The organism is Moritella sp. Urea-trap-13 (genome assembly GCF_002836355.1).
Classification (GTDB): domain Bacteria; phylum Pseudomonadota; class Gammaproteobacteria; order Enterobacterales; family Moritellaceae; genus Moritella.
In genome coordinates, this window is sequence record NZ_PJCA01000034.1 from 45,276 (window position 1) to 67,026 (window position 21,751).

At 41.2% G+C, this 21,751-nt stretch carries 22 protein-coding genes; 12 read left to right on the forward strand and 10 right to left on the reverse strand.

What is annotated here, in order from left to right; genetic code table 11:
• Positions 1–17 precede the first annotated feature (17 nt).
• The 3 genes from ptsG to CXF93_RS16050 all read right to left on the reverse strand — a co-directional run bounded on the left by ptsG (position 18) and on the right by CXF93_RS16050 (position 2,996).
• On the reverse strand, positions 18–1,448 hold the full coding sequence (gene ptsG, locus CXF93_RS16040) for a PTS glucose transporter subunit IIBC (RefSeq protein ID WP_101063547.1): 1,431 nt from the start codon (positions 1,446–1,448) through the stop codon (positions 18–20).
• Positions 1,449–1,886: 438 nt separating this feature from the next.
• Positions 1,887–2,642: a tRNA pseudouridine(65) synthase TruC gene (truC, locus tag CXF93_RS16045; protein ID WP_101063548.1), complete on the reverse strand. Its 756-nt coding sequence runs from the start codon at positions 2,640–2,642 to the stop codon at positions 1,887–1,889.
• A gap of 27 nt (positions 2,643–2,669) precedes the next feature.
• Positions 2,670–2,996 carry a YqcC family protein gene (locus tag CXF93_RS16050; protein ID WP_198551690.1) on the reverse strand — a complete coding sequence of 109 codons (327 nt, stop codon included), beginning with the start codon at positions 2,994–2,996 and terminating at the stop codon, positions 2,670–2,672.
• Between the two features lie 193 nt (positions 2,997–3,189).
• Here CXF93_RS16050 and CXF93_RS16055 point away from each other — a divergent pair, with 193 nt between their 5' ends.
• From CXF93_RS16055 to CXF93_RS16075, 5 genes are all read left to right on the forward strand, one after another.
• Positions 3,190–4,248: a DUF3549 family protein gene (locus CXF93_RS16055; protein WP_101063549.1), complete on the forward strand. Its 1,059-nt coding sequence runs from the start codon at positions 3,190–3,192 to the stop codon at positions 4,246–4,248.
• Positions 4,249–4,353: 105 nt separating this feature from the next.
• On the forward strand, positions 4,354–4,650 hold the full coding sequence (locus CXF93_RS16060) for a DUF3301 domain-containing protein (protein WP_101063550.1): 297 nt from the start codon (positions 4,354–4,356) through the stop codon (positions 4,648–4,650).
• Between the two features lie 63 nt (positions 4,651–4,713).
• Entirely contained in the window at positions 4,714–4,962 is a 249-nt protein-coding gene (locus CXF93_RS16065) for a DUF2789 domain-containing protein (RefSeq protein ID WP_101063551.1), read from the forward strand.
• A 25-nt stretch (positions 4,963–4,987) separates the two neighbouring features.
• Positions 4,988–5,320, forward strand: coding sequence for a hypothetical protein (locus CXF93_RS16070; RefSeq protein WP_101063552.1), 333 nt, complete (start codon positions 4,988–4,990; stop codon positions 5,318–5,320).
• Positions 5,321–5,339: 19 nt separating this feature from the next.
• Positions 5,340–6,104, forward strand: a complete 765-nt coding sequence (locus CXF93_RS16075) for a Zn-ribbon-containing protein (protein ID WP_101063553.1) — start codon at positions 5,340–5,342, stop codon at positions 6,102–6,104.
• A gap of 93 nt (positions 6,105–6,197) precedes the next feature.
• On the opposite strand, the gene syd is transcribed toward CXF93_RS16075, so the two are convergent.
• Positions 6,198–6,767 carry a SecY-interacting protein gene (gene syd / locus CXF93_RS16080; RefSeq protein ID WP_101063554.1) on the reverse strand — a complete coding sequence of 190 codons (570 nt, stop codon included), beginning with the start codon at positions 6,765–6,767 and terminating at the stop codon, positions 6,198–6,200.
• A gap of 121 nt (positions 6,768–6,888) precedes the next feature.
• Here syd and queF point away from each other — a divergent pair, with 121 nt between their 5' ends.
• The 7 genes from queF to CXF93_RS16115 all read left to right on the forward strand — a co-directional run bounded on the left by queF (position 6,889) and on the right by CXF93_RS16115 (position 16,035).
• Complete coding sequence (gene queF / locus CXF93_RS16085) at positions 6,889–7,743, forward strand: NADPH-dependent 7-cyano-7-deazaguanine reductase QueF (RefSeq protein ID WP_101063555.1); 855 nt, start codon at positions 6,889–6,891, stop codon at positions 7,741–7,743.
• Between the two features lie 199 nt (positions 7,744–7,942).
• Positions 7,943–10,192 carry a lipopolysaccharide assembly protein LapB gene (locus CXF93_RS16090; RefSeq protein ID WP_101063556.1) on the forward strand — a complete coding sequence of 750 codons (2,250 nt, stop codon included), beginning with the start codon at positions 7,943–7,945 and terminating at the stop codon, positions 10,190–10,192.
• A gap of 90 nt (positions 10,193–10,282) precedes the next feature.
• Positions 10,283–11,803, forward strand: a complete 1,521-nt coding sequence (locus tag CXF93_RS16095) for a diguanylate cyclase (protein ID WP_101063557.1) — start codon at positions 10,283–10,285, stop codon at positions 11,801–11,803.
• 97 nt (positions 11,804–11,900) lie between these two features.
• Positions 11,901–13,262 carry a nucleotide 5'-monophosphate nucleosidase PpnN gene (gene ppnN / locus CXF93_RS16100; protein WP_101063558.1) on the forward strand — a complete coding sequence of 454 codons (1,362 nt, stop codon included), beginning with the start codon at positions 11,901–11,903 and terminating at the stop codon, positions 13,260–13,262.
• Between the two features lie 18 nt (positions 13,263–13,280).
• On the forward strand, positions 13,281–14,060 hold the full coding sequence (xni, locus tag CXF93_RS16105) for a flap endonuclease Xni (RefSeq protein ID WP_101063559.1): 780 nt from the start codon (positions 13,281–13,283) through the stop codon (positions 14,058–14,060).
• A gap of 243 nt (positions 14,061–14,303) precedes the next feature.
• Positions 14,304–15,311, forward strand: coding sequence for an isocitrate dehydrogenase (locus tag CXF93_RS16110; RefSeq protein ID WP_101063560.1), 1,008 nt, complete (start codon positions 14,304–14,306; stop codon positions 15,309–15,311).
• A gap of 277 nt (positions 15,312–15,588) precedes the next feature.
• The gene (locus tag CXF93_RS16115) at positions 15,589–16,035 is read left to right on the forward strand and encodes a hypothetical protein (protein WP_101063585.1); all 447 of its coding nucleotides are present in this window, start codon (positions 15,589–15,591) and stop codon (positions 16,033–16,035) included.
• A gap of 103 nt (positions 16,036–16,138) precedes the next feature.
• Here the strand turns inward: CXF93_RS16115 and rlmM are convergent, their stop codons facing one another.
• From rlmM to prmC, 6 genes are all read right to left on the reverse strand, one after another.
• Positions 16,139–17,281 (reverse strand): 23S rRNA (cytidine(2498)-2'-O)-methyltransferase RlmM, encoded by a 1,143-nt coding sequence (gene rlmM / locus CXF93_RS16120; RefSeq protein WP_101063561.1) that lies wholly within the window; start codon positions 17,279–17,281, stop codon positions 16,139–16,141.
• Positions 17,282–17,479: 198 nt separating this feature from the next.
• On the reverse strand, positions 17,480–18,391 hold the full coding sequence (locus CXF93_RS16125) for a transcriptional regulator GcvA (protein WP_101063562.1): 912 nt from the start codon (positions 18,389–18,391) through the stop codon (positions 17,480–17,482).
• A gap of 319 nt (positions 18,392–18,710) precedes the next feature.
• The gene (gene kdsA, locus CXF93_RS16130) at positions 18,711–19,565 is read right to left on the reverse strand and encodes a 3-deoxy-8-phosphooctulonate synthase (protein ID WP_101063563.1); all 855 of its coding nucleotides are present in this window, start codon (positions 19,563–19,565) and stop codon (positions 18,711–18,713) included.
• A gap of 39 nt (positions 19,566–19,604) precedes the next feature.
• On the reverse strand, positions 19,605–20,519 hold the full coding sequence (locus CXF93_RS16135) for a SirB1 family protein (RefSeq protein ID WP_101063564.1): 915 nt from the start codon (positions 20,517–20,519) through the stop codon (positions 19,605–19,607).
• 2 nt (positions 20,520–20,521) lie between these two features.
• Positions 20,522–20,896: a SirB2 family protein gene (locus CXF93_RS16140; RefSeq protein WP_198551692.1), complete on the reverse strand. Its 375-nt coding sequence runs from the start codon at positions 20,894–20,896 to the stop codon at positions 20,522–20,524.
• Positions 20,897–20,898: 2 nt separating this feature from the next.
• Positions 20,899–21,738: a peptide chain release factor N(5)-glutamine methyltransferase gene (gene prmC / locus CXF93_RS16145; protein ID WP_101063566.1), complete on the reverse strand. Its 840-nt coding sequence runs from the start codon at positions 21,736–21,738 to the stop codon at positions 20,899–20,901.
• Between the last annotated feature and the right edge of the window lie 13 nt (positions 21,739–21,751).

The following is a 21,751-nucleotide window of genomic DNA, read 5'->3' on the forward strand; positions in this document are numbered from 1 at the left end:
ACAGACTGAAGGTTTAGTTATAGCGTATTGATATATTGTTCCATATCAGTACGTAGATTATCAGATTTCGTACCGAAGATAGCTTGAACACCTGAACCGACAACCACGACCGCTTTTGCGCCCAATGCTTTCAGTTTTTCGTTGTCTACCTTATCAATCGCGTTAACACTGATACGTAAACGCGTGATACATGCGTCGAGGTTAGTGATGTTATCTTTACCACCGAATGCAGCAACTAGTTCAGCGGCCATTGCATCTGTTGATACAGGCGCAGCAACTACGTCATCAGTTTCATCTTCACGACCAGGAGTTTTAAGATCTAATACCTTAATCACTACGCGGAATACAATGTAGTAGATAGCTGCATAAGCCATACCAATACCAACAAGTAATGGCATTTTTGCAGCGTGCGGTGCTTGAACAACAAAGTCAATGAAACCGTTCGAGAACGTATGACCGTGAATAATACCCATTGAGTTAGTGATGACATAAGCTAGACCAGCAAGTAGTGCATGAATCACATAAAGTACAGGTGCTACGAATAGGAATGCAAATTCAATTGGTTCTGTAATACCCGTTAGGAATGACGTCAGTGCAGCAGAGGCCATGATACCTAATACTTTAGCGCGGTTTTCAGGTTTAGCTGAATGCGCAATTGCGATAGCAGCAGCAGGAAGACCGAACATTTTAAATAAGTAACCACCAGCAAGTTGACCAAAACCATTACCTGCAGCACGTGTTGCATCATCAGCGGTAAGGAAACAAGTCATGATACCATGAGCAATTCCACCAGCATTGTTAGTACAAGTACCTGCTTCATAGAAGAAGGGTACATTCCAAATATGGTGAAGACCAAATGGGATAAGCGCACGTTCAACTACACCGTAGATACCAAATGCCACAGTTGGGTTTTGATGAGCAGCCCAATCAGAGAAAGTAGCAATAACGGCACCAATTGGCGGCCAAATAACAGAAAGTAACGCACCAAGCGCAATCGAGCAGAAACCAGTGATAATAGGCACTGCACGCTTACCAGCAAAGAAACCTAGGTATTCAGGTAATTGAATACGATAGAATTTATTAAATGCCCAACCAGCTAAGCCACCAGCAAGGATACCACCAAGTACACCGGTATCAATTTTATCGACACCCATAACGCCGGCCATAACACTTAGCGTAGCCGTCATAATACCGTAACCAACAATGGCAGAAAGACCCGCTACACCGTCATTTTTAGTGAAACCTAACGCAACACCGACAGCGAACAGTAATGCCATTTGGCCAAATACTGAACCACCAGCTTGTTCCATTAATTGTGAGACGACTTCAGGTAAGAAACTGAAATTGGCTGCACCAATACCTAATAAAATACCCGCAACCGGTAATACCGATACTGGTAACATTAACGACTTACCTACTTTTTGTAGATTTGCAAACGCGTTACTCATCTCTCACTCCTAGTGAACAAACTAAATAGTGCTGTAACAGACGACCTGATACAGCTGAATTTGTTGAGGATGCATGATTAGCTTCCTTTGTTGGCTTAACTATAGCCTGCTAAAAACAATAGTCATAACTATTACCGGATCGGCTGTTTAGATTTGAATAGCCACTCACAATGGTACAAAACGGTACAATTGAGAGGATTTTTTAACGACAGAGGCTACACATAAGCAAGCATGATGATTGGCTGGCCGATTTTTATGTCATGAAATGCGCCACAAAGCTGACATTTAACCAAGAACACCGTAAAAGTAGGAAGACTGGCGTATTAGCTCGGGATTAATGGAATGAAATATAACCGATAAGGATAACAGCTTTACAGATAAACTTACGTAACAAAGTGTAACCTAAGTTTATCTGTACGTTAACAACCGAAAAAAGTACTATTTTGCTAGCATATTCGGTAAGTAATCACTTTCTTGTGCGGGCCAGCCAAATTGCGCAAATAACCCTAATATCTCTTCGCCCACCTCAGCTTCGATATGCACAGGTTGCTCTGTTACAGGGTGTGTAAAAGACAAAGACTTTGAAATCAGCAGCAAGCGCTGTAAGTTAAAATGCTCGCGGTAAAATACATTATGGCGGCCATCGCCATGGGTAGTATCGCCCACTATTGGGTGGAAAAGATGCCTCATGTGACGACGTAACTGATGTTTACGACCCGTTTGTGGCTCAAGTTCCATCAAGCAATAACGACTTGTTGGGTGATTTTTACTTACCGCATACGGGATCTCTACCTGATGTAGAGGTTTGTAATGGGTGATCGCCTCTTGCGCTTCTTTATCTTGTGTTGCTTGTTTATCGGCAATCTTATCTAGCTCTACTTTTAAGGCGTAATCAAGCGTACCAGCTTCATCAATCCAACCGCGCACCACAGCAAGATAACGTTTGGTTAATGCATGGGCCTGAAATATTTCGCTCATCTGTCTGGCGACGTCACTGGATAAGGCAAACAACAATACCCCAGATGTAGGCCTGTCTAAGCGGTGTACGGTATAAACATGCTGACCGATTTGATCACGTACCATCTGCATTGCAAATTGGGTTTCATGACTGTCTAGCCAACTACGATGCACCAACAAACCTGCAGGTTTATCAATCGCGACCAAATATTCATCTTGATATAAAATATTTAACATTGTGCTCTATTACCTAACTAGCTGTATTTAAAAATTTTTATTTAACAACTGATCAAACGATAAGATCAGGGCTAATAGCTCACGTGTATCCGCTGCTACTGGTTTAAAGGCTTCTTCTGCCATTGGTTGTATTGCCATATTCTCAGGTAATGGCATCTGCATGACCACAAGCTGTTTCATCTTTACTAAAAAAATAAACTGCAACCAATCTGCAAAGGACATCGTATCAATACAAAATGGTGTGGTACTCGCTAACGCTTCAGCACTTGGCTTCACCTCATTCCACAATAAGCTGTGTTTCAATTCAGCTTCTATCGCCGCTAATAACTGCTGAGCCTGCAGATAGACTGTCATAAGAGTATCTCGATTTAGGGTAACGACACCGACGCAGTATCGCGACCAAACAAATTTAGCCACATTATACGCCAGCAAGCCTAAGATACAAAAGCGCATTGTAATCTCAATTCGCATCTTGATAGGGTTTGGGTATAATACGCCAATACTTCAGCGCCATTAGGCTCCACTTTTAACTTGGACACATTAGATCATGGCAAATATGCATACCCTTAATACGCTATCGGAATTTCTGGCACAAGCAAAGACTCAGTTTCGCGTGTATGACATGGGTCGTAAGATCAGCAAAATTTCCCCCGACGAGTTTATGCAGTTTGAATCCGCTCAGCGCCCTTACCCTGCTCCGTTGCAACGCCATGCTCAATTTGCCATTACTTTCTGGAATAAGAACGAGAATAACCAACACTATATCTGGTTTCTAAAATTTCCATTAGATGAACAAGGCTTACTGATCCAAGGTACCCGTAATGTTTTTCTCAATATGGTGGTTGAATCACTGGGTCTGATGTTAGAAAAGACCCCAAGTGAAGAACAGCAAGAACATCTGGCCACCAACCCTTATGTGTTTAAACCAAGCACAGATAAAGTGGCGATGTTAAATGCCGTGATCAACCGCGACTTCATTCGCCCAGAAAGTAAATATTATCCAACGGCGCACAACTACTTTGCTAACAAGCTTGGTTTTGAGCAATGGCAAGAAGTGGGTGTTCAGGGTATTTGCGATATCGCCGCACGCTTAGATCGTGATAACAACGCGCAACACGTCTCTACAGCACTGGCACAGTTACCAACCGAGCCACTGTATTCACTTTGTCTCGCACTTGAACACGAAGCACTTCCGACGGTAGTAAGTGAAGCGTTAGCAAGTTTAATTAGCCAAGAAGCGGCTCAAGAAAAACCCGACGATGTGCGCTTATCGATGTTAATCAGAGCATTATCAAGCGCACCAGCGCAAGGATTACGTACCGCGTTGTACCCCGCTTTGTTTAAGCATACTGACATAAGCCAAACAATCGTGGCATTAGCTGGTCGCAGCTGGCATGACCTTGACGACGAAGCGCTATTATTGGCCTTCTTTGAAGCTGCCGTACAACAGCAGCAAGGCCAAGAACTGTTTATTTACCTGTTCTCGGATTTAGTTGCAATTCCAAGTCTACGCAACAAGGTTTTAGCCATGTTACGTAACCCAAATCGAACTAATACCCTGGGTAGCGCGATTGGTCTATTGTTTCGTCAGCAACGTAGTCAATAACATAGTCAATAAGCGCTTTGCCAACTACGCAGCCAATAAAAGCATCGTCAATTGTGCAGTCAAGATATTAGCATTATGAAACAACTATCACGGAGTGATTAAAATATGGGAAGTTTGTTAGTCATCGTGGTTGGCTTTATCGGCGTGGTGCTCTTTTTACACCTGCGTAAACAAGCTGAATTAGCCAATGCGCTAATCAAGCAGTATTGCCAACAGCAACAATTACAATGGCTATCAACAGCCCAGGCGGGGATCTCTTGGTATCCTCATAAAGGCAGTTTATTTCGTTATAAGTTTAATTTCGAGTTTAGCAGTAACGGCGAAAATGCTTATCAAGCTTGCCTCGTGATGGCGGGACCGAGGGTGTTAGAGTTTGTCGTGCCGCCTTATGCGATAGATTGACCGTGATAAACTAACGTTGTTGCTCATCACTGGCTATACTGAAAAAAACAGTGGAGCCAGATGATGTTTTTAGCCACCCAAACCTTAGCGATGTTATTCGCGCAGCTCGGATTAGAAAATGATGAATTGAGCGTAAAACGTTTTATCCATCAGCATAAAATCCAAACTGGGGTATTATTATTCGAAGCACCATTTTGGAACGCTTCCCAAGCGATGTTTCTGCAAGAAGCCATTTATGAAGATGCCGACTGGGCAGAAGTCATTGACCAGCTTGATACCATGCTGCGAACCGAAACAATGCACATCACATAACCAGAGATACTAAGGAAGGAAGTACATGAGCCTACAACATATTGTCGATGCCGCGAATCAACTGGCTCGCGAAGGCAAGAAGCCCTCTGTTGCACTGATTAAATCACGGATAACCCAACCTACTAATTTACGTGAGATTATTGAAACGCTAAGAAAATGGACCTTCGATCCGAATGCCAAAGCCCCTACGACGGATACACCAGAAATCACGACAGCCGCAGCAATAACCGACCCGATGACAGCGCTTATTGCCAAAGAAATAGCGGCGGTACGAGAAGAAATCGCGCCATTACGCCAAGAAGTAAGTGAGCTAAAAGCTGAAATAGCGGTGTTAAAAAAAGCATTGTCAACACAATAACTGTCACAGAGAGAATACCTTGTTTACTGCAGAACTGACTTTTGAATGTTATCAAGACACCACCATCGATGCTGTTGATGGCGCCATTACCCAACTTATTGATGCTTTACGCTACAACGGTCAAATATTAGGTCGTGAATTTCCAACCAGCATCGATGACGGGGTATTTATTACCCGTGTTGTTTGTCCTGAAGAGGAAAGTCTCCACCCAAATCATCATTCCAGTATTGTTGAAAAACGCTTACAAGCCCTGAGTAAAGCGGGCTTACTTGCCCCTAAAATCAGGCTGACAGGCATGGATTTACATTCAGATAATACCGACCCTTGCCAGCAACCTGAATGGCAAGTCTTGTATACCCATTACCTTAGTACCTGCTCACCTTTACGTTGTGGCGAACATCTTGCCCCTATCCCACTGTATAAATTACCGACCCCAGCGATAGGCGATCACCAAGATTTATTACGCTGGCAAGTAGACTGGAGTTCAACCGATGAATTACAGATGCACGGCACCACATTAAAGCAAGCCTGCAGCGAAGTATTGACGGATATCAGTAGTCCGTTAAACCATACTGGCTGGCAATTAGCTAAAGATATTGAGCAGCAAAGTAAGGTACCAACTTATTATTATCTTTATCATTTAGCCGATACCACAGAACCGTCAGCAAAAACAGCGCGTCCTTGTCCAAGTTGTGGTGGGACATGGCAATTGGAAAGCCCATTACACGGTATCTTTGATTTTAAATGTGAGCCTTGCCGCTTAGTATCTAATTTACCTTGGTAGTTTGTTAACCATAAAAATGAAACAAAAAAACAGCGCAAGTGAATACTGGCGCTGTTTTTTATTATTAAATAGCGGTGGTAATGTTAGTCACTATTAAAGCGCTGGTAGCACCGGCGTTAATTGCTCAATAAAGGTCGCAAGATCTGGGGCTAATACTTCAGCAATGCCCTTACCGAGTACTTCACGTACCACTTCACCACTGACATTATCAAGCGCAATAATCTGCATATCATCGGCGCAGCTGGCAATGAATAACGTCGGTGGTTGTTTGAGTGTTTTTTTCATCATCAAATGGGCAATCATATTTTCTTGCAAGCGTTTAAAATCATCCTCGCTCCATACCTGAACTAACTCAATGATCTCATCATTAAAACTAGCAGGCATATGATCACTAAAGTAAGCACCAAAGAAAGCGGTTATTTGTGGGTCAAGCTCAATACTTAATGCCGCTTCAATATTACTAAATGAGCTGAGCTCATTTAGTCTTACTGGCAACCAAGCTTTATGGCCTGCGAGCAGTTGCGGATGATTTAGATCCACGATAAAACACGGCGAGTCCCATTCCGGATCAAAGTCTTTCTGTGGTAAGTAATCTTGTGTTTGCCAAACGTGTTCACAGCGCGCATAAAAAGCAATCAACGCATCGGTTACAGCTGCAGTCATTATATTCCCCATAAAAATGATTAAATCGGCTATAGCATATCACTACGCTGTAAAATTTATTACAATCTCGCCACTGATAAGTAAATTATCTACCTTATGCGCTAACCGATGAGAATAAATCATGACCACGACAAACCGTTACCAAGATTCAACTGCACTGGATAAATTAAACCTCGGACAGAAAACGGAATATATCTCGCAATATCAACCTAGCTTGTTACAACCAGTACCAAGACAATTGAACCGTGATGATCTGGCACTCTCTGCACAACTGCCATTCACTGGTTGTGATTTATGGAACTTATATGAACTGTCTTGGTTAAACAGCAAAGGTAAGCCGATTGTGGCAGTAGCAGAAGTAAAAGTCTGCGCGACGTCTGTAAATTTAATAGAATCAAAATCATTCAAACTGTACTTAAACAGCTTTAATCAAACCCACTTTAGCTCGACTCAAGAAGTAACGGAAACACTACAGCGCGACTTAGCCGTCTGTGCACAAGGTCCCGTTGCAGTGGTAATGTTTGATGACTTAGATAAAGCACCAAGCCAAATTACCAAGATCACCGGCACTTGCATCGATCATCTTGATATAGATATCGAAGATTATGAATTTAATGCTGAGTTATTAAAATCTGCCGCAGATAATACTGACACTGTTGATGAGGTTGTTTACAGTCACTTATTAAAATCAAATTGTCTGGTAACCAATCAACCAGATTGGGGCAGCGTTTATATTGCCTACCAAGGTAACAAGATCGACCAAGAAGCATTATTACGCTATTTAATCTCATTCCGCCAACATAATGAATTTCATGAGCAATGCGTTGAGCGTATTTTCACCGATATTATGCACTTCTGTAAACCAGAGCAATTGACTGTTTATGCACGCTATACCCGTAGAGGTGGTTTGGACATCAACCCATTCAGAACCAATTGTGATGCTAAAATAGATAATATTCGCTTAATCCGCCAATAACCTCATAGGGCTGGGTATTGTTTTAAATATCCAGTCATTAACAAAAGCCGCAAAATAGTTTAGTATTTACCCGTTGCAAGCAATTAGGGGTACAAATGCCCCTTTTGATAACATAGCAACAACGACCTCATACAAAAAGAGGCCTACATTAGCAAAGGAAAGCTAATATTAAATAAGGACATGTAATCATAAGAATGTGATGGCTGCCTTTCTAGTCGATATTAAACACATGATCTTACGTTTTTTTTATGCGCTTGCATTTCTTCTATTTAGCACTACTGCAGCAGCCAGTCTATTTGACCAGCTGATATTGCCCAATGAGCTAAAGCGCAGCCAAGTTGTACAATACAGTCAACCATATCAATGCATTCAAATTATTGATGAATATTTGCAAATACACCAAAAAAACGTGATAAATTCAGTTTCACGTGTCAGTCACATCAGAGAAAAATCAGTTACGTCTTCCGATCTCGTGTTGATAAAACAACAAAAAGCCTTGTGTTATTTCTACGCCAACAATATCGATCAAGCCGTTGTTACCTTAGATAAAATGCTCGCGACAAAAGCACATGATGTACCGTTACATTTGCGCCAACAAAGTTTATTAATCAAAAGTCATATTCTGGCACAGTCAACGACCTTAGCTAACTTTCAGCAGGCACAAGAAACCATTGAGCAAGTACTCAACAGTATTGCTAACAATACCTATAATCCGACAGCCAATGGCTATTTTGCCCTCAAAATTATCGCCGGTGAGATAGCACTTAAGTTAAACAACTATGACGAATCAATGTCGCTGTTTCGCGAGGCTAATACGTTTGCAGCTCAAACCCCGTTAACCAATAATGCGGCTTGGGCTGCTTATGCTATTGGTTATAATTATCAGCAACAAAACAAATTAACCTTGGCGATTAATTTTTACAACAAAGCCCAACAAAAGCTGCTTGATAATAACGATACGCTCAATGGCCTACTAACTAAAAAAATGAGTCAGGCGTATATCGCCCAAGATAATTTTAAATTGGCCATCAGCTTTGCTAATCAATCCGCACAATACTATCAAAACTTAGGCAACAAACTGCAACTGTCTGATTCTTTGTTAGCCCTTGCTAGCATGCACCGTAAAATTAAAGAATATAACTTATCGTTAGTTTATTATTTTAATGCTTTAGATTTATTAAAAGCCTTTGATGCAAAAAACAGATTAAATGCGGTTTATTTTGAAGTGGGAAAAACCTATTTACAGATGGGTAACTATAGCTTAGCCGAGCAATACCTAACCAATGCCGAGCAATTATTTTATAATAATGGCCAAAGCGAACTACTGCTGGAAGCGCTGGTGCACTTAGCCAACCTCTCGATACAACAACAACGTTACGATACCGCGCTAATTCGCTTGAACAAAGCACTGTCGATCGCAGGCAAACTCAATAACAGTAAACACTTTGAAACTGTCTACCTCTACCTCGCCACCGCTTACGAAGAAACAGATCAATACTCAAAAGCACTGGATAGCTATAAACAGTTCGTGCGTTACAACAAATTGTCTAATTTTGATGCTAAGAAGACATTACCAGTCTCTAATCAGCACAAAGAAAATAATGAAATAAAATCACAAAAAATAGACCAGTTACAAGCCCAAGTGATCAAGCTTAAGCAAGCAAAGGATAACTTGATCATTAACGTCGTATTACTTGCTTCAATTATGCTGGTTATTCTATATCTGTATTACGTCAATAATCAAAAAATGAAATTACAACAACAAGATGTCGAACAGCTAGAAAATAGCTATAACGTCCATCCAAATACCGGTTTGAATAACATCAATAGCCTGAAAAAATATATCCCAACACCACTCCAAGAAGCGCGATTTTACTCTGACTGGGAATATACCGACAAACAAAATAGTGTCCACAGCTGTGCCATTATCAGCCTTGATTTTCTGCAACCTTTACGTCAGAAATACAGCCTTTCATTAGTAAATAACATCGAAGCCGAATTAGGTGCTTATTTGCTAAAACAACTACATGATTCAGAACGTTTATTCCAACTAAACGACTCTCAGCTATTACTGGTGAGAAAAGTGAACAAAAATTATGATCCCGCCATCATTGCGAACTATATTTTAGACTGGTTCGAACAGTTTGATTGCCAACTTAATTTTAACAAGGATATTTCAATAGGCATGGTTTCCCACCCGTTCTTATTTAAATACCCAACCGCAATAGACAGCAAAAAATTGTTAAACATTGCGACCTTAGCCTTATCTGGCGCCACACAATTAAGTCGTAAACATAAGCAAAACAGTTGGGTTAAATTAAGTGCCTTGACCTATACGCAACCGGCATTTTTCCATGGCGACATTTGGAATCGTTCAAAACAGGCTATTGAAAAAGGCTTAGTAAAAGTAACCTCATCAACAGACAAAAATGATATTAATTGGTTGTAAGCTTACATTTTAAGCCCAAACTATTTTATAGATGTATATATAATGGTAAGCTAATCTTCATCTTTGATTTAACCAATGTGAAAAGTATTCATGCAGACATCACAAGATACGCCTTCAGCTACACCCCAAAGTGAATCCGACGGGTACAGTAAAATAAACACAGCTATGTTGTTAGCCTTTATCAATCGTTTACTGGGTGCCACACGCGGTATCGACAATGAACTAAACAGTGCCGTGAGTAAGCTGAAAGCAACTCTTGAACGCAGTACTTCTGATGATGAACTGAACATTCAAATCAAACAGGTTGAGCGTCAGATAATGCTACAACCGAATGTCTTATCTGACACCTTGAAAATTGGTGATAGTGCGACAATTCAAGCCGCCAAGTCATTAGCTCATTTATTGCAAGACGATCCAAAACTGTCCAGCGAACTGCAACTGGTATTGGCAGAACCAAAAGTGACGGCCGTTGCCGCATTGCAGAATAAAGTACAATCTTTATTCTGCATCTACCACAGTGCTATCAAGAACGCACAGTCATCTAACGGTAATAATGATAATTTTTCTGCTACTACGCATAAGAAAATATGTGATGATTTACAACGGCTAATCAATGAATTGGATTTTGCCGGTGGCTTTGGCTCTAACCTGAAGAAGATCCGCCAACGTTTATTACAAGGTGTTGAAGGTCACGAACTCGTTGATATTTGCCTGCAGATCATCAACAACGTTATTGAAGGGGCACGTGAAGAGCGCTTAGCCTCAAAAACCTTCCTACATGCGATAGTGGAAGAGCTCAATAACATCGCCTACAAGTTTGATAACTCATTAGTTGATAGTAATAACATCAGCAAAAAACAAATAAGCTTGTTAGCCAACCTGAAAGAACGCATTGATATTTTAGATTTAGATATCACCACCAGTGATAACTTAGCTGAAACTAAATTACACGTGCAGCAGGGACTTGAGATCATCTCCAGCAGTATTCAGCAACAAGAACAATTACTGCAAGAAAAAATCCTGCTTGAATTACAAATAAAAGCCGTGCAAGCCCAGCTTGAAGAACTAAAAAAAGAAACCTTACTGCATACCCAACGTTTAGAAGCGCAGCAGCATAAACTCTACCTCGACTCGCTCACACAAGTATACAATCGCACAGCATTAGACGAACGCTTTAAACTCGAATTTAAGCGTTGGCAACGTTATCAAACCAATACCACCGTCGCCATGATCGATATTGATCACTTTAAAAAGATTAATGATACCTTTGGTCATATTGCCGGTGATAAAGCCCTTAAGATAGTCGCTCGCGCACTGCAGAAATCAATCAAAAGCAAAGACTTCATCGCACGTTTTGGTGGCGAAGAATTTGTGATATTACTGGCCGATTTAGAACCAGATGAAATACAGGCTATTTTAGACCAGCTACGTAATACCATTAAAAATATACCCTTTAGATTTAAAGGCGAGCAAGTCTCAATCTCCATTTCTATTGGTGCAACGCAATTTTCAGCAGATGATAACGATGCGCTAGAACCTTTCGAGCGCGCGGATAAAGCATTATACGAAGCAAAAAGCTCAGGACGAGATAAAGTCATCATTAGGATCTAAACTTAATGAGACCTGCGGCGATAAGTATGACCATAATCACTCTCTAACCAGCGACTATACCTGCTTATCGTCAACGTCTCAGACAGGAGTCTAGCTTATGATAACCCATATCAAACCCGTTGGTAGTATGGACCTACTATCGCAACTTGAAGTCGACCGATTACAACAAAAAGCCACCAGCGATTTATACTTATTATTCCGCAATTGTTCGCTAGCGGTATTAAATTCCGGTTCGCGTACTGATTCAAGTAGTGAAATTTTAAAAGCCTTCAGCAATTTTGATATCAATGTTGTGCAACAAGAACGCGGCGTCAAACTCGAACTGCATAACGCCCCAGAGCAAGCCTTTGTCGATGGCGAGATCATTCGTGGTATTCAAGAACATCTGTTTTCAGTGTTACGTGATATTCTCTATGTCGATAGCTACATTGAAAAAGTCCCGGTACCGAAAAAAGACTTATCCTCATTTTTAACCAACCAAGTATTTTCCATTTTACGTAACGCTCGGGTGATCAGATCTGATTCCGATCCCAATATGGTTGTTTGCTGGGGTGGCCACTCCATTCGTTCACCGGAATATGAATATGCCAAAGCGGTGGGCCATGAACTGGGCTTGCGTGAGATGAATATATGTACCGGCTGTGGACCAGGTGCAATGGAAGGGCCAATGAAAGGCGCGACCGTGGGCCATGCCAAACAACGGGTAAAACAACGTCGTTATCTGGGTTTAACAGAGCCGAGCATCATTGCCGCAGAACCGCCAAACCCAATCGTCAATGAATTAGTGATCTTACCGGATATCGAAAAACGCTTAGAAGCCTTCGTGCGCCTTTCGCACGGTATCATCATTTTCCCTGGTGGCGCAGGGACAGCGGAAGAGCTGTTATATTTACTGGGTATCATGATGCATCCCGAGAATAAACGCCAACCTCTGCCTATCGTGTTAACTGGACCGAAAGAAAGCGAAGAATACTTTACCACCATTGATGATTTTATCGGCGCAACACTGGGCTTTGAAGCACAGAAATATTATCAAATCATTATTGATGATGTATCAAGTGCCGCACAGATCATGAAAAAAGCCATGCAAAAAACCTACGAGTACCGCCGCGCCATTGGCGATGCTTATTCCTATAATTGGAGTCTTAAAATTGAACTCGATTTTCAGATGCCCTTTATCCCCAATCATCAACATATGGCGGCGTTAAACCTTAGCCTTGAACAAGCGCCTGAAGTACTGGCAATGAACTTGCGTAAAGCCTTTTCAGGCATTGTCGCCGGTAACGTTAAAGACTCAGGGATCAAGGCAATTGAAAAAAATGGCCCATTTAAGCTACAAGGTGATCCCAAATTGATGCAATTAATGGACAATTTATTAAAAAGTTTCATAAAACAGAACAGAATGAAACTTCCGGGTAGTAAGTATGAGCCTTGTTATGAAATAATTAAACCTAGCTAACTTTGATGAAACCCGGATATGGCCCAAAATCACTTATTAATTATCGATGCGTTAAACCTGATCCGTCGAGTACATGCAGTTCAACTTAATCAAAGTAACGATCCGGTTGCACAAATCAGCGCAACCCGCGAAACCATTAAACACGCAGTCAGAAAACTGCTATCGATCACAGCGCCGACCCATGTCGTCGCGGTGTTTGATGCTGAGCAAACCGGGTGGCGTCATGAGATCTACCCTGAATACAAAGCTAACCGTAAACCGATGCCGGAATCGCTACAACAAGCACTGACTTTCATCCAAGATGATCTGTGGGAATTAAACGTCGACTCTTTATTAACAGAACAAGATGAAGCAGATGATTTGATTGCTACCCTCGCCGTCAAAATGTCAGCACAACAGCAACCAGTGACCATTATCTCGACGGATAAAGGTTACTGCCAACTGTTAACACCTTACATTCAAATTCGTGATTATTTTAATAAGCGTTGGTTAGACCAAGAGTTTATCGACGATAAATTTGGCGTTCAACCACAGCAACTTGCTGACTATTGGGCATTGGTGGGCATCAGTGGTAGCCACCTAGCTGGCGTCGCGGGTGTGGGGCCTAAAACAGCAACTCAGTTACTAACACAATATCCTAATTTAGACGCTATTTATGCCAGTGAAGATTTGAAACCTAAACTACGTGAAAAACTCGACACCCATAAAGAGATGGCTTACATCACTCAACAATTAGCCCAACTAAAAATTGATATTCCACTCGGGTTTAATTTAAAAGACTTGAGATATCAACCTTAACCATAGACAGTAACGCTTAATGATAGAAATCGATTCTCTCACTAAGCGTTAGACTAAGCGTTAATAGTATAGAAAAAGCGAATATCTGGATCTATCTCTAACAAATGCATTATCCCCCCTGTGAAACCCGCTATTTAGCTAAATTACAGCAGCAACTGGATTAACAATCGAGTAATACTTTGTTACCATACGGCAACAAAATATTTTCATTTGAAAGTAAGCCAAATTAAATAAGGAATATGTATGACACAAACAAGAATTACAGTGATCCCGGGTGATGGTATTGGTCCGGATATTATTGAGTCTGCAATTCAAATTTTAGATAAAGCTGGCTGTAACTTCGCATATGACTTTGCTGATGCTGGTCTTGCTGCTCTACAAACTTCAGGTGAGCTGCTACCAAAAGCGACATTAGATTTAATTGAAAAAAATAAAGTAGCCTTAAAAGGCCCGCTAACAACTCCGGTTGGCGCTGGTTTTACCTCAATCAATGTATCATTACGTAAGTACTTTAATTTATACGCGAACTTACGTCCGGTACTATCATTTAAAGGCACGCGTAGCCGCTACGAAAACATCGATATCATTACCGTTCGTGAAAACACGGAAGGCATGTACTCTGGCGCAGGCCAAATCATTTCCGATGACGGCAGTGAAGCAGAAGCAAAAAGTATCATTACCCGTGATGGCGCAGAGCGTATTTGTGTTGCCGCATATGAATTAGCTAAATCAGAAAACCGTAAAAAAGTAACGGCAATTCATAAAGCTAATATTCTTAAAACGACATCAGGTCTGTTCCTTGAAGTCGCGCGTGAAGTCGCAAAACGTTACCCTGAAATTGAATCAGAAGAAATGATCGTTGATGCCGCGTGCATGAACTTGGTTATGTACCCTGAACGTTTCGATGTGATCGTAACGACGAACTTGTTCGGTGATATTTTATCTGACTTATGTGCAGGTCTTGTTGGTGGTCTTGGTATGGCTCCTGGCGCAAACATAGGTAAAGATACCGCTATTTTTGAAGCTGTACACGGCAGTGCACCAGACATCGCTGGTAAAAACTTAGCCAATCCAACATCAGTGATCTTAGCGTCAATTCAAATGCTAGAATACCTTGAAATGAAAACCCAAGCAGATAACATTCGTAACGCAGTACGCGATGTGATCGAATCAGGTGACAGAACAACATATGATCTGGGTGGTACGCACGGAACAACAGACTTCACACAAGCTATCTTAGAACGCCTTTAAAGCTTTGTGAGCAATGAATGAGTACTATTCTTGATGTGTATACTCATTCTATCATTCAGTTGCTTAGCATTCGATATGCTGAGTAACTGCTATTTCTACTTACAACCCCTCCTCGTCACACATATCTATGCATAAACCCGCACATGACAATCATGATCTAACCTAGTAATTTATCCATACCGAGCTATAGTTAAGTTTTCATCAGCCGCGTTGGTGATATATGTTATCTAACTGTCTCTTTGCCTTACTCTTAATGAGCCTATTAAGTCGATCTAGTTTGGCCACAGAAAATAACCTAGGGACAGATGTTTCAAATCAATATTTTTCGAACTATCAAACGCAAAACCAGCCATCAGTTACAACAGACGCCACACCTAGGTTCGAATTAAAACAGCCTTTACTTGTTGTCAAAAAAAGCAAGCGTAAACGTAAGCGTACCGCTAAACTCCAGCTGCTAAATATGTGGATTGATCCCGACATTACCCGACTGTTTATTCCTCGGCTTAAAGATATCGGTAAATTGAGTTTAAACTTACATTACAGTTTGAAACGGAGCCCTTATCTGTTACTCGATTACGAACGTGTGACGCTAAAAACCAAGTTTAAATCCAATGGTATGTTACAACACGAAGCTTATTATAATATGGGGATAGAGGGAGCAATTATTGGGATTAAAGTTCGCGGTGAAGATCCACTACTCTACTTTAGATATCGCTTTAAATAGGGATAGGGATCAATCATAAAAAAAAGCCATTAAATAGTTCACCGCAGTGATATTTAATGGCTTTTAGAAACGGTAATATATCTATATTACCGTTATGATTTTATCAGGCTTTTTTATCGTCAGGAATGAAGTGTGACCAAGCTACATGGACAGTCACTTCATCACGGTCATGATAAAGATGTTTAGCTTGAATAACAAAACGGTCATCCAGTTGCTTATCCAAAATCTCTAAGCAATCTTCAAGTGTATGATAACGACGTTTTAATGGTAGCTTAAGGTTAAAGATAGCTTCTTTACACCATGCATTCAATAACCACTTACACATTAGACGTGCAACACGTTCAGGTTTCTCAATCATGTCACATACCAGCATATCAACTGGTGGGTTCTCAGGAACCTTAATCTTGTTACCGTTTAACTTACGGTTAGTCCAAGCAATCGTCGTTTTAGCTGGCTCATATTTAAAACCATCTTCTTCGTAATGCTTAACTTGACCAGTTTCCATCAGGCTCTCAGCCATAGCACCGTTATCAATCGCCACAACAAACATACTGCGTTGCACTAACTGATACGTCCAACCACCAGGGCAAGCACCTAAATCAACCGCGCGCATTGCACCACCGATACGTCGATCCCACTGATCTGCAGGGATGAAGGTATGAAATGCTTCTTCCAGTTTCAATGTCGAGCGGCTTGGCGCTTTCGATGGGAACTTAAGACGCATAATACCCATAGGTAATGGCGAATTGTTAAAGCTATATGAGTAACCGATATAAACACTCACGTTATCAATGAAGAATACGTGCAGTACTGGACGGTTTTTATTTTCTTTTGCTAATAAGTGATCGGCTTTACGCAATGATTGACGTAGTGGCACTGTGTACTTACGACAAAATTTAGAAAGCTCTTTACCTTCATTGGTATCAGGCATTTCTACCCGTAGCTCACCCATGCCTTCAATACCCTCACAAGCGGCAACCACAGGGTTAACACGATCGTAAAGTGGCATATCATCAACACGCGCATGCAGTGCAATCATTTGACGAGCAAAGATCAATGATGAAAGTGGTAATTTTTTCGCGATTGTATCGACATCGTCAGCAGAGTGACATTCAAACACAACATAACCCGAATTCAGCGTTACTTTAGCAAAACCATACGCCTCCATGGCAGTCGCTCGTGCTTGGATCTCAGCAGCACATTCTTTTTCATAACCAGGGCGGCAATATAATAAAATACCATTCATTTTCTAATAACCTCATTTTCGTCATCAACATAGCTGACGATACACTCAGTATAGATACAATACCGAGACTACTAAATATATAAAATATACACAAACCAGTGCAGAATACCGAGTATCTTGAAGTGGTTTGCATACAAAAGTCGCACAGTCTAAACCCTTGGCGATATAACACCAAGGGTTTCATGCCTTCAAGACAAATTAATTGTCTACAAAGTCTTGTTGCTCTTCTTCTACGAGTGACAACATCCAGTCACGGAATGCCACAATCTTACCCAATTCATCTTGTTCTTCACGACAAACCACGTAATACGCGTTCTTGCTCACTAATACTTCACTAAAAGGCCGAACCAAACGACCCGCATCAATTTCAGGCTGTGCCAACACACTGTGCCCGAGTGCGACACCTTGGCCGTGTATCGCCGCTTGCAATACCATTGAGGTATGACTAAAGATAGGCCCTTGGTTAACATTAATATCGGTAATATTGGTTTGTTTAAACCAAGCAGTCCAATCACGGCGCGATGTATCATGCAATAACGTGTGTAATTTTAAGTCACCTGGCGTTTTTAGTGGTTTAGTGCCATTTTGCAGTAGTCGTGGTGAGCAAACCGGGACTAAGTATTCAGTATGCAATTTCTCTGCATGTAAATCTTTCCACTTACCCCGACCATAATAAATAGCCACATCGACATCATCAGTCAGCGAACCATCATCCATATCAACGGCTTTAATACGCACATCAATATCGGGATATAGATCTGAAAATAAAGATAACCGCGGCACTAACCATTGGATCGCAAAGCTAGGCTGTAGACTAACCGTCAACGACCCTTTCGCCCCTCTGGCTAATAAACGCTCAGTCGCATCCACTAATGAAGAAAAAGTATCTTTAATATCAAGAAAATAACTCTGGCCTTCTTCCGTTAAAAACAACGCACGGTTTTGACGACGAAATAATTTAATGCCCAAATACTCTTCAAGTGCTTTAATTTGGTGGCTAACAGCGGCTTGCGTCACGTAAAGCTCTTCAGAAGCGCGTGTAAAGCTAGAATGTCTAGCGGCGGCTTCGAAAACACGTAGCGAATTTAAGGGCGGAAGTCTGCGTGACATGGTGGTGTCCAGTTAGATGAGAAAAACTAATGCGAAACATTATAATTTGTCAATTGCCAGATTGCCAGAACATAACTATAGTGCGCGTATGTATATAGGACCTAATACTTATTTCTACTGATTTTCGTTAATTAGTATTATTTATATAAGTTAGTCTTTGTTATGTAATGTTGTGTTTGTTTGCTTAAACTTTTTGGTTTAGGCCTTTAAGTAGAAATTACTTATTTTCAAACCTTTGACGCTATTCTTAATACACTTGTATTATCAGTCAACGGTTTTTTAGCGCTGTATTATTACAGCGCTTTTTTTATGCCTAAAATTAATCAATATCAATCGCAGTAAAACTCTTTACCACATCATCAATCGCTTTTGCTTGCGCTAAAAATGCTTCTAACTTAGCAAATGGTAATGCTGAAGGACCATCACAACGCGCTTGTGCTGGGTTTTCATGTGCTTCAATGAATAGACCTGCAATACCGGTCGCTAAACCAGCGTAGCTCAATTCAGGTACTTGTTTACGACGACCACCAGACGCAGCACTACCGGCATCACGCTGTTGCGTTGCATGGGTGCTGTCTAAGATGATTGGCGTACCTTGTGTTAGTTCTTTCATTACGCCAAAGGCTAATGGATCAACAATAAGGTTATCGTAACCATGGCAATGGCCACGCTCACATATAATCACCTGTTCGTTACCACATTCCGCGAACTTATCAACGATATTACCCACTTGATGTGGAGACATGAACTGTGGTTTCTTAATATTAATCACAGCGCCTGTTGCCGCCATTGCTTGCACTAAATCTGTCTGGCGAGCAAGGAAAGCCGGTAATTGGATCACGTCAACAACATCAGCAACCGGTTGGCATTGTGCTTCAGTATGGATATCCGTAATGATTGGCACATTGAATTCAGCTTTAACACGTTTGAAAATGTTTAGGCCTTTTTCCATGCCCACACCACGGAATGAGTGGATACTTGAACGGTTAGCTTTATCAAAAGACGCTTTAAATACAAAAGGGATACCCAGTTTATCAGTCACCGTCTTATACGCTTCTACAGCGCGTAGAGTCGATAGTTCGTCTTCTAATACATTGATACCACCAAATAACACAAATGGTAGATCGTTGGCACAAATAATATCATTACCAATTTTTACTATTTTTGCATTCATAATTGTTACCTTAAAGAGTCTATTTCAAATCAGTTAATATTAATGAATCGTATCATTGGCGACAGCAAGTTCTTCAACTTGTGCTTTTAATACTCGCGTGATCGGATCGTCTGGGCATTGCTCAATAAAATAAGCGAAGTCTTCGCCAGCTAATTTTTTACAATCGAGTTGCTGCAATAAGAAGCCACGATCGCGGATCTCATACGGTTCATCAGGTTCAAGTTCTAAAATTAAATCGATACAACGTAATGCATACGAAAAATGTTCATCACGAATTAACGCCGCTTTTAATACTTGTAATAAGCGCAGATAATGCATTTCATTGTTAGCTTCTAACAAATCATCATCCGTTAACAAAGCATGGTTACCTTCGATACCACGTAACAATACTTGTAACTTATGACGACTCAGTACTTGGCCATCAGCAGGATCTACATAAATCGCTGTTTTTTCACACCCAAAACGCAATACGAATTGACCTGGGAATAATATGCCTTTGACTTCGACTGCAAAATGCTCAGCAAAATACATGAATACCGTACCCAATGACAGCGGCACACCATTACGACTACTAATCACTTTATGCAGTAATACACTGTCGAGTTCTAGCCACTTACGCCAATTACCTGCAAAACCAAGTTGCTGATAAAACAAATATAATAACTGGTCACGCTTTTCAACGTCACAGGTAAAGCCTTGCATGTCGACTTCGATGAGTTCAATCAAACCATCCAATTCAACAATCGCCTCTTCGAGTAACGGTTTCTCCGTTATCACCTCGATGGCTGATAGTGTTGCGAGCATGACATTGTCAATCATCAGTACTTCTTCTGCGAGCTCATCATCATATTCGTCGAGCTGCTCACTATCAATGGCGCTATTATCTAGCGCTTCGAGCTGTTCTGTGTCTGTCGATTCTGTTTCTGTCAGCACTTCATTTGCATCAAATTCCATTACTACCTCAGCAAATATGCTTCGCCGTTAACGGCGAGTGAATAGACATAAAATAACCAACCAATACTACCTGCAAATGCAAAACAGCGGAAAAATAGATTCTTAGCTTGCTGTAGTGACATAAACATCATAAAAGCGATGGCCAGTGTCGAGATTAATTTTTCGGTCATCACCGTATCTACAAACGGTACACGACCCGATACCATACACACTAAGGCAATCATCATTACGGTGAGCATATCGATTACCTGACGTGATTTAATAAACCCAGCATGCTCAAGATAAGGGGATTGCTTCACGCTGAAGGCAAAATTTACAAAGTACATCACCACGCTTAATAATAGCGTCGCAAGATGTAACGGAATAACAATATCCATGATTAAGCTTCTTTTCGTTGTCCGACAGTAATACGATCGTTATTACCATAATCTTTATAAGTAATAACCTGATGGTAATCCGCGGCGGTAAATAAATCACGTACCGCAGCACCTTGTTCAAAGCCATGTTCGACGAGTAACCAACCACCAACATTTAAGAACGGATAACCGTGGCTAATAATATGTTTAAGATCAGCAAGGCCATCTTCGTCAGCGACTAATGCCGTTAACGGTTCAAAACGCACATCGCCCATTGCGAGATGGGGATCATGTTCCTCAATATAAGGCGGGTTACTGACGATCACATCAAAACGTTGTTCACGCCCTAAAGGTTCAAACCAGCTACCTTGCAATATCTCAACATCAAGCCCACAGCGTTGAGCATTGCGACGTGCCAATGCCGCCGCAGCTTGATTATACTCAACAGCAGTTACAGTTGCCTGTGGCGATTCCGATGCAAGTGCCAGTGCTATCGCACCAGTACCCGTACCTAAATCTAATACCTGACAAGCAAATGTCGGCATACAAGCAAGGGCTTGTTCGACTAATACTTCGGTATCTGGTCTTGGAATTAAGGTATCAGCAGAGACTTCTAATTCTAATGACCAAAACTCACGGTAACCAAGAATATGAGCGACAGGTTCACCCGCCTGACGACGGCAGATAAGTGCAGAAAAACGGCTGATAATGTCATCATCCAACACTTTGTCATCCCAAGCGAAAAGATAACTGCGATCTTTCTCTAATAGAAAACACAGGATGACTTCAGCATCAAGTTTCGGGCTTTCGCTGTCAGTGAGCTGTTTGACAGCCCACTGCAGTATTTGTGCAATTGTTTTCACAGTACTCGATACA

Coding starts and splice junctions, on each gene's coding strand:
- ptsG (WP_101063547.1), bottom strand. CDS start 1,448: ATGAGTAACGCGTTTGCAAATCTACAAAAAGTAGGTAAGTCGTTAATG.
- truC (WP_101063548.1), bottom strand. CDS start 2,642: ATGTTAAATATTTTATATCAAGATGAATATTTGGTCGCGATTGATAAA.
- CXF93_RS16050 (WP_198551690.1), bottom strand. CDS start 2,996: ATGACAGTCTATCTGCAGGCTCAGCAGTTATTAGCGGCGATAGAAGCT.
- CXF93_RS16055 (WP_101063549.1), top strand. CDS start 3,190: ATGGCAAATATGCATACCCTTAATACGCTATCGGAATTTCTGGCACAA.
- CXF93_RS16060 (WP_101063550.1), top strand. CDS start 4,354: ATGGGAAGTTTGTTAGTCATCGTGGTTGGCTTTATCGGCGTGGTGCTC.
- CXF93_RS16065 (WP_101063551.1), top strand. CDS start 4,714: ATGTTTTTAGCCACCCAAACCTTAGCGATGTTATTCGCGCAGCTCGGA.
- CXF93_RS16070 (WP_101063552.1), top strand. CDS start 4,988: ATGAGCCTACAACATATTGTCGATGCCGCGAATCAACTGGCTCGCGAA.
- syd (WP_101063554.1), bottom strand. CDS start 6,767: ATGACTGCAGCTGTAACCGATGCGTTGATTGCTTTTTATGCGCGCTGT.
- queF (WP_101063555.1), top strand. CDS start 6,889: ATGACCACGACAAACCGTTACCAAGATTCAACTGCACTGGATAAATTA.
- CXF93_RS16090 (WP_101063556.1), top strand. CDS start 7,943: ATGGCTGCCTTTCTAGTCGATATTAAACACATGATCTTACGTTTTTTT.
- CXF93_RS16095 (WP_101063557.1), top strand. CDS start 10,283: ATGCAGACATCACAAGATACGCCTTCAGCTACACCCCAAAGTGAATCC.
- ppnN (WP_101063558.1), top strand. CDS start 11,901: ATGATAACCCATATCAAACCCGTTGGTAGTATGGACCTACTATCGCAA.
- xni (WP_101063559.1), top strand. CDS start 13,281: ATGGCCCAAAATCACTTATTAATTATCGATGCGTTAAACCTGATCCGT.
- CXF93_RS16110 (WP_101063560.1), top strand. CDS start 14,304: ATGACACAAACAAGAATTACAGTGATCCCGGGTGATGGTATTGGTCCG.
- rlmM (WP_101063561.1), bottom strand. CDS start 17,281: ATGAATGGTATTTTATTATATTGCCGCCCTGGTTATGAAAAAGAATGT.
- CXF93_RS16125 (WP_101063562.1), bottom strand. CDS start 18,391: ATGTCACGCAGACTTCCGCCCTTAAATTCGCTACGTGTTTTCGAAGCC.
- kdsA (WP_101063563.1), bottom strand. CDS start 19,565: ATGAATGCAAAAATAGTAAAAATTGGTAATGATATTATTTGTGCCAAC.
- CXF93_RS16135 (WP_101063564.1), bottom strand. CDS start 20,519: ATGGAATTTGATGCAAATGAAGTGCTGACAGAAACAGAATCGACAGAC.
- CXF93_RS16140 (WP_198551692.1), bottom strand. CDS start 20,896: ATGGATATTGTTATTCCGTTACATCTTGCGACGCTATTATTAAGCGTG.